Raw genomic sequence first — 12,028 nt, forward strand, 5'->3', positions numbered from 1 at the left:
TCGCTATGCTTTAAACCGGGAATAAAGTGATTTATACTAACATACAGACCATTTTGCGATAATGACCACTGATCCTGTCGGATAACTTTTTTGGAGGAGAGCGTTCTATGAGCAAATATCATCCTTTAACCGAACAAGAGGCGATCGAGATTGCGCGGAGCATTCCCGGCGTATTCGGTCCCGAAGGCGAGCTCGGCTGCCGGGAGATCGGCGACGGCAATCTGAATCTCGTATTCCATGTCAGCCAAGCGTCCACGGGAGCCAGCCTAATCGTGAAGCAGGCGCTTCCTTACGCCAAAGTGGTCGGGGAATCGTGGCCGCTGTCGCTGGATCGCGCGCGGATCGAAAGCGAAGCCTTGAGGATAGAAGCGCGTCTGGCGCCCGGGCTTGTTCCGAAAGTGTATCATTCCGACGACGAGCTTGCGCTTACGGTTATGGAGGATTTGAGCAGCCACGTCATTATGAGGCGGGGCTTGATGAACGGAGGCGTCTATCCGCTGTTCGCCGAGCATATATCCGACTTTCTCGCCAAGACGCTGTTCTTCACGTCCGACCTGGGCATGAACCAACAGGAGAAGAAGCTGCTGGCCCGCTCCTTCGCCAATCCGGATCTGTGCAAGATTACGGAGGATTTGATCTTCGACCATCCTTATACGAATGCCGATACGAACAGCTTCGATCCGCACCTTCAAGCGGATGCCGAGCGTCTGTGGTCCGATGGGGAGCTCCATTTGGAGGTAGCGCTGCTTCGGGAGAAATTTCTGACTCATGCGCAGGCGCTGCTGCACGGAGATTTGCATACCGGCAGCATCTTCATTACCGAGCGGTCGACCAAAGTGATCGACCCCGAATTCGCCTATTTCGGTCCGATCGGATTCGATATCGGCGCGGTGCTGGCGAATCTGCTGCTTCATTATGCCGCTCAGGAGCACTGGTCCGCGGATGAGACGTCCCGCAAGGCGCGCAGGCAGTACCTGATCGGCACGATCCGCGACATCTGGAACGGGTTCGAACGGAAGTTCCGCGCCCTGTGGAACGAGCACGGCGTCGATCGGGTCGCAGGAACGGCCGGTTACCAGGACGACTATATGCGCAGACTTCTGCAGGACGCCGCAGGCTTTGCCGGCGCCAAAGCCGTTCGACGCATCGTCGGCCTTTCGCACGTCGCCGACATCGACCAAATTCCCGACGATGCCGTGCGCGCCAAGGCGCAAAGATTGTCTCTCGCGATCGGAACGGCGCTGATTAAGCGCAACCGTCAAATCGCCTCCATCGAGGAGATCGTCGATATTGCCGATTCTGCCGCTACAGCATAGATCCATTCGCTAACGGGCATAAGAATCGAGAGGAGCAACAGCCAATGAGCAACAAAATGCAACAATCGAATACCGAAGTGCTGCAATCTCTGATCTGGGAGCAGGACGCCTTGGCGCTGCTCGATCAGCGCCTTCTCCCGGAGGAGACCGTCTACCTTCGACTGACGACGCCCGAGGACGTCTGGGAGGCGATCCGCGAGCTGAAGGTGCGGGGAGCCCCCGCCATCGGCATCGCCGCCGCGTACGGGGTCGTCCTCGGCGTGCAGGGCTTCTCCGGAAGCGCGGCCGATTGGGCGGGGGAGGCGATCCGGCATGCCGAGCATCTCGCGACTTCCCGGCCAACCGCCGTCAACTTGTTCTGGGCGCTGGATCGGATGAAAGCTCGGGCGCAGACGCTCGCCTCGCTCGGACTCGCCCCTGCGGATGCGACACAGGCGCTGCTTGACGAAGCGAAGCAAATCCACGCCGAGGACGAAGAGACGAACCGGCGGATCGGCGAGCATGCGCTGACCTTGTTCGAGGACGGCATGGGCGTTCTGACGCATTGCAACGCAGGAGGGTTGGCGACGGCGAAATACGGCACGGCGCTGGCTCCTTTCTACCTGGCGCTCGAGCGAGGAATCCATCTGAAGGTGTTCGCGGACGAGACTCGCCCGGTTCTCCAGGGCGCGCGGCTGACGGCATTCGAGCTTCAGCGCGCCGGAGTGGACGTGACGCTGATCTGCGACAACATGGCCGGACACGTCATGTCCAAGGGCTGGATCCAGGCCGTAATCGTCGGGACGGATCGCGTCGCCGCCAACGGCGACGTCGCCAACAAGATCGGCACCTACAGCGTAGCCGTTCTCGCCAAGGCGCACGGCATTCCGTTCTATGTGGCCTGTCCGCTCTCCACCATCGACCTGTCGACGCCCACAGGCGCCGACATTCCGATCGAAGAGCGCCACCCCGACGAGGTGACGGTCGGCTTCGGCAAGAGAACCGCTCCGCAGGGCGTCGCGGTGTACAATCCGGCTTTCGACGTAACCCCGGGGGAGCTGGTAACCGCCATTATTACCGAAAAAGGAATCGTGAAAGCTCCTTACGAGGAAAACTTGCGCAAGCTGTTCGACTAATCCGTTACGAGGCGGCTTCCGCCAATATCCGAACCGCGTCCCGTCCGCGCATGCCTACGGTAATCCCGATCGCTTGCGCGGCGTCGGTCACCGATTCGAGCGGGGCGTCAAGCAATTGTTCGATCGTCCTGACTCCTACGGCGCGGCCTGCAACGATCTGGCGGTCCCGCAATCTCTCGTTAAGCAGTTGAACGTCCAGGGCGCCGCACATAATATATCCCGGGCCCGCCGTTACGGCCAGAAGGCTCGTTTTCGGCAGCAGCACTTCGACGCCGATCGCCATCCGGTCCCCGACTCGAAGCGGAATCACATTGACCATGCCAATCACCTCCCCGTTCGGGAATAGGGTCTTGGGATATAAATATGCGAACATAGAACTATTTTTCAGGGCATTTGGACCTGGCCCTCTATATTGGGCGGACTTCTCATGGTATATTGGGATTAAACATACATGGTTTCTTTGAACTACGCACGACAACGGAGGCATCTACATGAGTGACACCCATCTAAATTCCGATGGCTCCCATTCATTTCTAGTGGAATTCAATATCTCTTCTCCGGACAGAACGGAGGCGCTGAAGCACCTGCTTCAGGAACTGAACAACGCGAATGTCGACCATTATCGGATCGTAACGGATAGCCGTGAAGGAGCGATCCCGAAAAAATCTCCTTCCGCATCCTCGAAGAAGACGGCCTCAAAATCTCCCGAAGCCCCCGATCCTTTGGAGCTTCGCATCCGTTTTTTTATCGAGAACAGCAAGTTGATTCGGATCAACATCAACAAAGGCCGCGGAGTGAAGCTGAGCATCCCCTGCCGCGTATTGAACTACGATTCCGACAAGCGGTTGATTACCGCCTACCACGTGGACGAGAAGCAGGTCTATACGATCGGACTTAACGAGATCGACGACATTGTGGAATAGAACGACAAAAGACTCGCAAGGAGCGCATCCTCTGCCCCTTGCGAGTCTTCTTTATCCGCTTCCGTTCTTCCGCACGGTCGCCGTATCAGTTGTCGAAATCGAATACGAAATCGTCGTCGGTCATCGTCTCCACGTGGATCGTCCGAACGTAGCCGTTGCCCTTCTTCGAGAAGAAATCGTGCTGCTTCGTACGCGTGCTGATTCCGTTGAAGACGATCGGATTTACTTCCTCCTCCGGGAATACCGGCTCGAAGCCCAGATTCATGAACGCTTTGTTCGCGTTGTAGCGCACGAATTTCTTCACCTCGTCCGCCAGCCCGATTGCCGTATACAGCTCGTCGGTATACTTCTCCTCGTTCTGGTGCAGATGCATGAGAAGTCCGTACAGCACCTCGTAAGCTTCCTTCTGCTCGCTCTCGTCCATCTTGCCGTACACTTCCTGGGCCAGCACGCCCACATACAGCCCGTGAATGCTCTCGTCGCGCAAAATGAGATCGATGACCTCGCCGCTGCTCGTCATCTTCCCCTGCCCGGCTAGGTAAAGCGGGTAGAAGAAGCCGCTGTAGAACAAGTAGCTTTCCAGCAGCACCGAAGCGCCCATCGCCAGGAACAGGCTTCGGGGAGAATCGATATGATTGTAGTATTGGACGATCGTATCGGCCTTCGTCTGCAAATACGGGTTGCCCTCTACCCAGCGGAACACGCTGTCGATCTCTTCCGTCGACGCCAGCGTCGTGAAGATGCTGCTATAGGACTTCGCATGGATTTGCTCCATCATCGCCATGAAGCCGAGCACCGCTTTGCGCTGGAGGCCGTCGACATGCTCCAGTATTCTCGGCATGCCGACTCCGCCCTGCACCGTATCGAGCAGCGTCAAGCCGCCCAGCACCTTCATATACAGCTCGCGCTCCGGGTCGCTCAGGTTCATCCAATCCATTTTATCGTCCGAGAGCGGAATTTCCTCGTCCGTCCAGAACTGCATAATGTTCTGATTCCAGAACGTAATCGTAAAATCGTCGTCCGGACGATTCCAGTTAACGGCTTTTAACGCACACATAAGTTGTGACCTCCAGATTCCCGGCTCGAACGCTCGCCTCTTTATTCCTTACACCGAGCAGGTGACGCACTCTTCCACGGACAGGCGATTCGTGCGCGTATAGTAGAGAGATTTCAGGCCTTTCTTGGCCGCGTAGACGTAATAGCGGGACAGCTGACGCGTCGTAACGTCGCTGTTCACGTGGAGGACGGTCGAGATGCCCTGGTCTACGTGAGGCTGGATTTCGGCGATCAGGTCGATCACCTTGAACTGATCCATTTGATAGGCCGATTTGTAGAAGAAAATATTGTCCTTGCTCAGGAACGGCATCGGATAATACGTCGTCGAATTCGCGTACGTGCGCGTCTCGATCGGCTCGACGATCGGCATGACGCTCGAAGTCGCGTTCTGAATGTACGAGATGCTCTGTGTCGGCGCGATCGCCAGCCTGTAAGCATGGTACAGGCCGTGCTTGGCGACGTCGTCCTTCAGCTTCGCCCAATCTTCCGGCGAAGGCACCGCGATGCCTTCGAACAACATCTTCACGCGTTCCGTGACCGGACGATAATCGGTCGTCAAATAACGGTCGAAGTATGTACCCTTGGCGTATTCGGAACGCTCGAAGCCTTGGAACGCAACGCCCGTGTCTCTGGCGATTTCCATGCTCTTCTCGATGGAGTGGAAGTTCATCATCATGAAGAACGTGCGGACGAAATCGCGCGCTTCCTTGCTTTCGTACGCAATCTTGTTCTTGGCCAGGTAGCCGTGCAAATTCATCGCGCCGAGACCGACGGAATGCAGCTCGGCGTTCGCCTTGGCGACGCCCGGCGCATTGGCGACCGTCGTCATGTCGCTGACCGCTGTCAGGCCGATGATGCCCTCGTGAACCGATTCCTTGATCTTGCGCGTATCCATCACGTTGGCGATATTCAAGGAAGCGAGATTGCAGCTGATGTCTCTGCGAATCGTGTCCGGCTCGAAATAATCGCCGATCTCCGAAGTTTCCTGAAGCTGGAAAATCTCCGTGCACAGGTTCGACATTTTGATGCCGCCGATATCTTTAAGCGCATGGGCGCGATTGGCGTTGCTCTTGTTCATGATATACGGATAGCCCGATTCCAGCTGCGTCGTGGCGATCTTCACAAGCATGTCGCGCGCGCTCATAACCGCTTTCTTCTTTACCCGGCTGTCGGCGAGCAGCGTCTCGTACATCTCGTCCATGTCCATATCGTCCAGATGCTGGCCGTAGTGCTTGAATACCGTATAAGGCGCGAAGACGTACAGCGTCTCGTTTTTCTCGGCGAGCTGATAGAATTTGTCGGGGACGATCAGGCCGATCGACAACGTCTTCAGGCGAGTTTTCTCGTCCGCGTTAATCTTCTTGCTATCGAGGAACTCGATGACGTCCCAGCCGAAAATGTTGTAATAGCCTGCGCCCGAGCCCTTCCTCTGCCCCATCTGATCGGCATACGAGAAGGCGTCCTCCATCAGCTTCAGCACGGGCATAATGCCTTTCGCAGCGCCCTCTACTCCTTTGATCGTCTCGCCGCGTCCGCGAACTTTCGACAGGTTGACCGCTACGCCTCCGCCGATTTTCGACAGCTGCATACACGTTCCGATCACATAGTTAATCGAGTTGAGCGAGTCGTCCATCTCCAGCAGGAAGCAGGAAACCATCTCTCCGCGCCGACTTTTGCCCGCGTTCAGGAACGTCGGCGTCGCCGGCTGCAGCCGCTGCTCCATCATCGATGCGGTTAAAGCCCGGGCGACGTTAACGTCTCCTCTGGCCAGATGCAGCGCAACGATCGAGACGCGATCGGGGAAATGCTCCAGATATAGCGTTTTATCGTCCGTTTTGACGGCGTAGTCGGTGTAAAATTTGGAGGCGGCCATATAGGATTTGAATTGGAAGCCGTACTCGTGAGCCAATTCGTAGATCTGATCGACCTCCTCCTCGGTGTAGTGCTGGTAGACGTCCTCGTAGTAGTTGTTGTCCAGCATATAGCGGACTTTTTCTCGGTGGTTTGCGAATTTTACGCTTTTGCGGTAGACGTCCTCCATGAATTCCGCGACGGCCTCGCGATCCTTGTCCAGCTGGAAGAACCCTTCCGTATCTCTTTGCATCAGCAAGTTGTTCAGTTCAATATGCCGCAACTGCGCGCACCTCCTGTACGAATTTCTCGACGTCCTTCATCGTCCCGGACAGCTCGAACTTGTTGATGACGGGCACTCCGTACATCTCCGAGATGCGATCCGCACTCAGAGCGAATCCGTCTCCCCAGTTGCGATTGCCGCTTGCCGATACCCCGAGCAGCTTTCTATGGTTTTTCTTCAGAAAAGAAGCGACTCTCTCCGGCACTTGACCGAAGCCCGTCGTATACGTAATAAGAACGAAGGGCTGATCGAGATCCATGGATTCCTCGATTTGAACCGAAGGAAGCTTTAATTTCTCTACGAACCTCCGAACGTTACCTGTCTTGGAATCATAGGCGACCAGCATGCCATCCATTCTCCTTCCTTTGGCTTAACACAATATGTATAGTGACTTAATCAAATTTATATCAAGATATTGTGTCTGTCAATGAGAAAGTTGGCCTATTGCCAAATGCGATTTACTTGCTATTCCAGGTGCAAAAAAAAGAAAAGGATCGCCGAAGCGAGCCTCTTCCGCCGGTTCTAGGGGAGAGAAATCTAGTGGTAATTGGGCAGCGCGGGACGGTTAAGCTTCTCCAGCAGCAGCCCCTGAGCGCTGTCGCTGGGCAGCGGAGGACTGCCGAAAAAGCCCTGCATTTCGTCGCAGCGATGGGAGCGCAGAAAGTGAACCTGGCTTTTCGTCTCCACTCCCTCGGCAATGACCTGCATCTGCAAATTGTGCGCCATTGAAATAATGGCAGCGACAATCGCGGCGTCGCTCGCATCCTGCTCGATGTCCCTGACGAAGGATCGATCGATTTTAAGGCGGGCGATCGGCAAGTTTTTGAGATAGTGAAACGAGCTGTACCCTGTTCCGAAGTCGTCGATGCTAATATTGACTCCCAACTCGGTCAGCTCTTTCAAATATTGCGAGGCGCGCTCGACGTCCATCGTCATGCTCTCCGTAATCTCGAGCTCCAGATAGCGGGGGTGCAGCCCCGTCTGCCTCAATATCTCGGAAATCTTCCCTGTCAAATTGCGCTGAGAAAACTGCCGCAGAGAGAGATTAACCGATACCGGAATGCTCAGCAGCCCTTCGTCCTGCCACGCTTTGTTCTGCCTGCAAGCCTCCTCGACGACCCATTCGCCGAGCGGCACGATCAGACCGCTCTCCTCCGCCGCGGGAATAAACTCGCCGGGAGAGATCAGCCCGCGCTCGGGATGCTGCCACCGGACCAACGCCTCCATTCCGACGATTTGACCGGAAGCCAGATCGTATTGGGGCTGATAATGCAGCACGAACTCCTTGTTCTTGAGCGCCCGGTGCATCTCGTGTTGAATCGTCAGCTTCTGGATCGCGATATGATCCATATCTCCGGAGTGCAGCATATAATCGTTTTTCCCGTTCAACTTCACCCTGTGCAGTGCGGTATCGGCGCGCTTCAGCAGCGTCGCGGCGTCGTCCGCGCCTTTCGGACTGACGGAGACGCCGATGCTCACCGTCACGTGCACCGGCACTCCGTTTAATTCGAACGGCTCCTTCATGACGGACATCAGGTCGTCCAGCCGTCCGGGCACTTCTTCGGCGCTCGACAGCGCGTCCAGGCAAGCCGCAAACTCGTCCCCTTCCATCCGCGCGAGGTCGCCCGGCACGGACAGGCTGCGGCTAAGGCGCTCCGCGATCTGGAGCAGCAGCATATCGCCGAAATCCCGACCGAACGAAGCGTTGATTAATTTAAAGTGATCGACGTCAATATAACAGACGGCCAGCGGCCTTTCGAGCTCCTTGGCCAGCCGCAGCCTTTCTTCGAGCCGATTCATAAAGAACTGCCGGTTCGGCAGCCCCGTCATATCATCATAGTAAGCCATGTAGCGGATGCGCTCCAGAGAGCGCTTGCGATCGCTGATATCCTCGATGAACACAAGAATGCCAAGCGTCTTGTTCCTTCTGACCAGCGGCGAAGCATGGATGTTCAGATCAATCGCATGCCCGAGCTTGTGCATGACCTTGATTTCCATGGAGCAGGTTTCCCCGTGAAGCGTGCGCTGAAAAACAAGCCGCGTCTGCTCTCTGGAATCGTCGGCCAGGATCGTCTCGAAAGACCTGCCGTTCAGTTCGTCTTTCCCGTAACCGACCATATCAGACGGATCCCGGTTAATGTCCATGAACCGCCCGTGCCGATCGATAACCGCGAAGACGATCGGACTGTGACTATAGAGAGAATTCAGTAATTCCGAGTGATAGGGGGGACCCGACTGCTCGATCCGATAACGTTTGCGCGAGAATATCCAGCCTAATGAAGCGGCGCTTGCGGTCAATGCTGCAACGCCGGCGATACCCGCCAGCCAAAGTCCGTCGTTGGACCATCCGTTCACAAGGCTACGTCCTTCCTCCGCAATGGGTGACTACTACAGGGTAATATTTTCTATTATAGATCAAAAGACGCAGATTTGTAGTCCATTTTTTTCTATTTTTTACCCTTGCGCGCAGCCAAAGCCAAGCAGATCCACCCCGCGATAAACGCGACGCCCCCGATCGGCGTAATGGCGCCAAGCATCTTGACGCCGCTAAGGGCCAGGGCGTATAAGCTCCCCGAAAAGATCACGATTCCGACGACCAGCAGCCTGCCGGCCCAAATCGCCAGCCTGGGCGAAGGAAGACGATCGATCAGCAGGGCGACCAGCAAAATGCCGACCGAGTGAAACATTTGATATTGCACGGCGGTATCGTAGACGTCTAGCGCGTCCGCCGTCAGCCGATCCTCCAGCATATGAGCTCCGAATGCGCCAAGCGCAACGGAAAGCATAGCGGCGAGGGCGCCAACTTTTGTATACTTATTCATGCGGGATTTAATCCTCCTTGTGATTTTGACAGCGAGTTCAACATCTATCATATCCTGAATGAGGTGTAAAGTCATGAACGAACCGTTCGAAAAGGATGAACAATTTGCAAAGCCAGGCGCTTTTTCCCCGGTTCACGACCCGAGTGCCCCGATGAAGCACAGCGGGCTCGGCATCGCATCCTTCGTCCTGTCTCTCGTCGGCATCGTCTCCTTCGTCCTGTTGACGATCGTCATCATCACGCTGGTTTTCCAAGCCGTCGACATTACGCAGGTTGTCGACGAGCACGGCAACCGGCTGATGACCGACCAAGAAATCGCCGATAAAATCCAACCCTACATCGGCTTTCTCATCTTCTATCCGCTTCTGATCCTCGTCATCCTGGTCGGTCTCATCCTCGGGATCGTCGCGCTGGCACGCCCCGGTTATAAGAAAGTGTTCGCGATTCTCGGAACGGTCTTCAACGGCCTTCCCCTTCTTTTCATCGCGCTGCTCTTCCTGGTCGCCCTGGCCGGCGTCTAGCCCCCGCGGCCGCCCGCAGCCATTTCACTCCTCCGAAATGACCTGCCGGCGGCCCCCCCCCCCCTTTCTCGCGTCTCTCCCTTTTGCCGCTCTCCCTTTTGCCGCCCTTCCTCTCTTCTCCTGTGTCCTCTCCCTTTGCCGATCCAAACTCCTTTTCCCCCCGCCTGAGTCATGTGCAGCGCCCGCCGTCTCCTCTCCTGGGCCTCTCCTTTGCCGATGCCTAACTCCTTTTTCCCCAGCCTGAGTCATGTGCAGCACCCGCCGTCTCCTCTCCTGGGCCTCTCCTTTGCCGATGCCTAACTCCTTTTTCCCCCGCCTGAGTCATGTGCAGATACCCTATTTTTTACCCTTACATACTCTTACTCCGCCTTGCCCTCCGCGCCTCACTGCTCATTCATGGTTTCTTTTTATTCCCATTTTCTGGAGTTGTCAAGAAAAGTGCAGTTTGAAAACACACTCATGAAGAAATCCTGTTGCTAGGCTGCTTGTGACAGCATTCTTTCACGATAAATCGATGGGGGCCAGCCCCCTGGATTCGTGGTGTAGATCCGCTGCCTGTTGTAATAGACCATGATGTATCTGAAGATGATCGATTGGATATGCGCCATCGGATATTGCTCGGTTTTGATCTTATATAGCTTTTCTTTCTTTAGCGTAGCAAAGAAGCTTTCCATTCTTGCGTTGTCATAGCAACGCCCTGTGCCGCTCATGCTTTGAATGGCACCTCGTTTAGCCAGACACGCTCGGAATGCCTGACTCGTGAACTGGCTGCCCCGGTCGCTGTGATAAATCATGCCACGCGCATTTCTAGTCCTGCACGCGTTCTCAAAGGCTTGGATACAGAGCTCCTTGCGCATGTTATCGTCCATGGCAAGACCGACGATCTCTCCGTTGTAACAATCCAGCACCGCAGACAGATAGAGCTTGCCGTCTGAACAAGGCACTTCGGTGATATCCGATAGCCACTTTTGGTTCGGTGCCGAGGCGCTGAAGTCTCTCTGGATCAAGTTCGCGCTCTTTTGAGCTGCGGCATCCTCGCGTGTAATGCCATTGGGGTGACGCTTCGCTTTCTGCAGCAGCCCGTGCTTCTTCATGAGGCGATAGACGGTGCTGTAGCTGGTATGGATGTCTATTTGCGCCAGCGCCAGCAGCATACGCCGGGCACCGTAATTCCGATTGTCTTCATGTTCACTGATGATTGCTTTCATGTTGACCAGAAGCTGTTGCTGCCGTTCCTGAATGGGGGCAGGCCTCAGGCTACGGTAATAGCCCGACTCGCTGACAGCAAGCGCTTCGCACATCCCCTTGACGGTCCATCGATCCCGTCGTTTACGGATGTATGCATAGAGCTTGCATGCCTTTACCGCTTCCGGTCTTTTGCGAAAAAACCGAGTGCGTCCTTGAGAATTTCATTCGCGCGGCGCAGCTCGCTGTTTTCTCTCTCCAGTTCGATTTCCCGCGCCGTCGCCATGCAGGGTTCGTTGCTTTCTCCGTCCCTGCAGGGTGTAATAGGCTACGCCTAACTGCTCGGCAGCCTTTTGCAGTCCAATCTCATCGCTTAATCTGACTGCTTCTTCTTTGAATGCTTTGTCGTACCGTTTCATTGTCTCCCGTCCCCTCGTTAGCTTTCATTTTATTTCATATGAGGGTGTTTTTCGACTGCATTTTTATCGTAGCACTCCATTCCCCCTTCTATTATCTCCCTACTCTTGCCACACCTCGCTACACCTAACTGCTACCTACTGCGCACCTTCGCTCCCTCTGCACTTTGTACTCCTTCTGTTCCTTGCTACTTGCTACTCCTATATGCACCTTCTTCACCTTGCTACTCCTTCTAGCTCCTTCTGCCAACCTTCGCTCCTTCTAGCTCTTTGCTGATCCTTCTTCTCTTTATGGCCCCTCCCACCCTCTGCCGTTCACTCAGGTGACCCAAAACAAGCATACAAAACCGCGCCAACTTCCTAGAATTATCCAGGAAAATGACGCGGAATTTTCACTTTTTTTACCTTTTTGGATTGAAATGAGAACAAATGTTTGGTATACTCGAAATAAGAACAAATGTTCCTTTCAAAGGGGGCGTTCCGCTTGATGTCCATTCGCAAGTTTATGGCTTGTTTTCCCGACGAGCCGGCCTGCCGGGAT

At 55.2% G+C, this 12,028-nt stretch carries 11 protein-coding genes and 1 pseudogene; 4 read left to right on the top strand and 8 right to left on the bottom strand.

The genetic code is table 11. From position 1 onward, the window contains the following. Positions 1 to 107 precede the first annotated feature (107 nt). Positions 108 to 1,316: an S-methyl-5-thioribose kinase gene (gene mtnK / locus ACFO3S_RS19720; RefSeq protein ID WP_378099599.1), complete on the top strand. Its 1,209-nt coding sequence runs from the start codon at positions 108 to 110 to the stop codon at positions 1,314 to 1,316. A gap of 56 nt (positions 1,317 to 1,372) precedes the next feature. Continuing rightward, positions 1,373 to 2,431 carry an S-methyl-5-thioribose-1-phosphate isomerase gene (gene mtnA, locus ACFO3S_RS19725; protein WP_378099626.1) on the top strand — a complete coding sequence of 353 codons (1,059 nt, stop codon included), beginning with the start codon at positions 1,373 to 1,375 and terminating at the stop codon, positions 2,429 to 2,431. A 4-nt stretch (positions 2,432 to 2,435) separates the two neighbouring features. Here the strand turns inward: mtnA and ACFO3S_RS19730 are convergent, their stop codons facing one another. After that, positions 2,436 to 2,750: a YunC family protein gene (locus tag ACFO3S_RS19730; protein ID WP_378099600.1), complete on the bottom strand. Its 315-nt coding sequence runs from the start codon at positions 2,748 to 2,750 to the stop codon at positions 2,436 to 2,438. A gap of 172 nt (positions 2,751 to 2,922) precedes the next feature. Between ACFO3S_RS19730 and ACFO3S_RS19735 the strand changes: the two genes are divergently transcribed. Beyond that, entirely contained in the window at positions 2,923 to 3,354 is a 432-nt protein-coding gene (locus tag ACFO3S_RS19735) for a hypothetical protein (protein WP_378099602.1), read from the top strand. Positions 3,355 to 3,439: 85 nt separating this feature from the next. Here the strand turns inward: ACFO3S_RS19735 and nrdF are convergent, their stop codons facing one another. The 5 genes from nrdF to ACFO3S_RS19760 all read right to left on the bottom strand — a co-directional run bounded on the left by nrdF (position 3,440) and on the right by ACFO3S_RS19760 (position 9,366). Further along, positions 3,440 to 4,411 carry a class 1b ribonucleoside-diphosphate reductase subunit beta gene (nrdF, locus tag ACFO3S_RS19740; protein WP_378099604.1) on the bottom strand — a complete coding sequence of 324 codons (972 nt, stop codon included), beginning with the start codon at positions 4,409 to 4,411 and terminating at the stop codon, positions 3,440 to 3,442. A gap of 48 nt (positions 4,412 to 4,459) precedes the next feature. Beyond that, positions 4,460 to 6,544 carry a class 1b ribonucleoside-diphosphate reductase subunit alpha gene (nrdE, locus tag ACFO3S_RS19745; protein WP_378099606.1) on the bottom strand — a complete coding sequence of 695 codons (2,085 nt, stop codon included), beginning with the start codon at positions 6,542 to 6,544 and terminating at the stop codon, positions 4,460 to 4,462. Beyond that, complete coding sequence (gene nrdI, locus ACFO3S_RS19750) at positions 6,531 to 6,890, bottom strand: class Ib ribonucleoside-diphosphate reductase assembly flavoprotein NrdI (RefSeq protein WP_378099608.1); 360 nt, start codon at positions 6,888 to 6,890, stop codon at positions 6,531 to 6,533. Before nrdI ends, nrdE begins: the two co-directional genes overlap by 14 nt. Before the next feature lie 191 nt (positions 6,891 to 7,081). Then, positions 7,082 to 8,899: a putative bifunctional diguanylate cyclase/phosphodiesterase gene (locus ACFO3S_RS19755; RefSeq protein ID WP_378099610.1), complete on the bottom strand. Its 1,818-nt coding sequence runs from the start codon at positions 8,897 to 8,899 to the stop codon at positions 7,082 to 7,084. A gap of 92 nt (positions 8,900 to 8,991) precedes the next feature. After that, entirely contained in the window at positions 8,992 to 9,366 is a 375-nt protein-coding gene (locus ACFO3S_RS19760; protein WP_378099612.1) for a DUF423 domain-containing protein, read from the bottom strand. A 73-nt stretch (positions 9,367 to 9,439) separates the two neighbouring features. Between ACFO3S_RS19760 and ACFO3S_RS19765 the strand changes: the two genes are divergently transcribed. Next, the gene (locus ACFO3S_RS19765) at positions 9,440 to 9,886 is read left to right on the top strand and encodes a hypothetical protein (RefSeq protein WP_378099614.1); all 447 of its coding nucleotides are present in this window, start codon (positions 9,440 to 9,442) and stop codon (positions 9,884 to 9,886) included. A 476-nt stretch (positions 9,887 to 10,362) separates the two neighbouring features. Here the strand turns inward: ACFO3S_RS19765 and ACFO3S_RS19770 are convergent. Both ACFO3S_RS19770 and ACFO3S_RS19775 read right to left on the bottom strand, forming a co-directional pair. Next, positions 10,363 to 11,235, bottom strand: a pseudogene (locus tag ACFO3S_RS19770) (IS3 family transposase); the annotation flags it as partial. A gap of 60 nt (positions 11,236 to 11,295) precedes the next feature. Further along, positions 11,296 to 11,490 (bottom strand): helix-turn-helix domain-containing protein, encoded by a 195-nt coding sequence (locus ACFO3S_RS19775; RefSeq protein ID WP_378099616.1) that lies wholly within the window; start codon positions 11,488 to 11,490, stop codon positions 11,296 to 11,298. Between the last annotated feature and the right edge of the window lie 538 nt (positions 11,491 to 12,028).

It is taken from the genome of Cohnella hongkongensis, assembly GCF_042654645.1.
GTDB lineage: Bacteria > Bacillota > Bacilli > Paenibacillales > Paenibacillaceae > Cohnella > Cohnella hongkongensis.

Excerpts from the sequence above, each read along its gene's own strand:
- mtnK (WP_378099599.1), top strand. The coding sequence starts at position 108 with ATGAGCAAATATCATCCTTTAACCGAACAAGAGGCGATCGAGATTGCG.
- mtnA (WP_378099626.1), top strand. The coding sequence starts at position 1,373 with ATGCAACAATCGAATACCGAAGTGCTGCAATCTCTGATCTGGGAGCAG.
- ACFO3S_RS19730 (WP_378099600.1), bottom strand. The coding sequence starts at position 2,750 with ATGGTCAATGTGATTCCGCTTCGAGTCGGGGACCGGATGGCGATCGGC.
- ACFO3S_RS19735 (WP_378099602.1), top strand. The coding sequence starts at position 2,923 with ATGAGTGACACCCATCTAAATTCCGATGGCTCCCATTCATTTCTAGTG.
- nrdF (WP_378099604.1), bottom strand. The coding sequence starts at position 4,411 with ATGTGTGCGTTAAAAGCCGTTAACTGGAATCGTCCGGACGACGATTTT.
- nrdI (WP_378099608.1), bottom strand. The coding sequence starts at position 6,890 with ATGCTGGTCGCCTATGATTCCAAGACAGGTAACGTTCGGAGGTTCGTA.
- ACFO3S_RS19760 (WP_378099612.1), bottom strand. The coding sequence starts at position 9,366 with ATGAATAAGTATACAAAAGTTGGCGCCCTCGCCGCTATGCTTTCCGTT.
- ACFO3S_RS19765 (WP_378099614.1), top strand. The coding sequence starts at position 9,440 with ATGAACGAACCGTTCGAAAAGGATGAACAATTTGCAAAGCCAGGCGCT.
- ACFO3S_RS19775 (WP_378099616.1), bottom strand. The coding sequence starts at position 11,490 with ATGAAACGGTACGACAAAGCATTCAAAGAAGAAGCAGTCAGATTAAGC.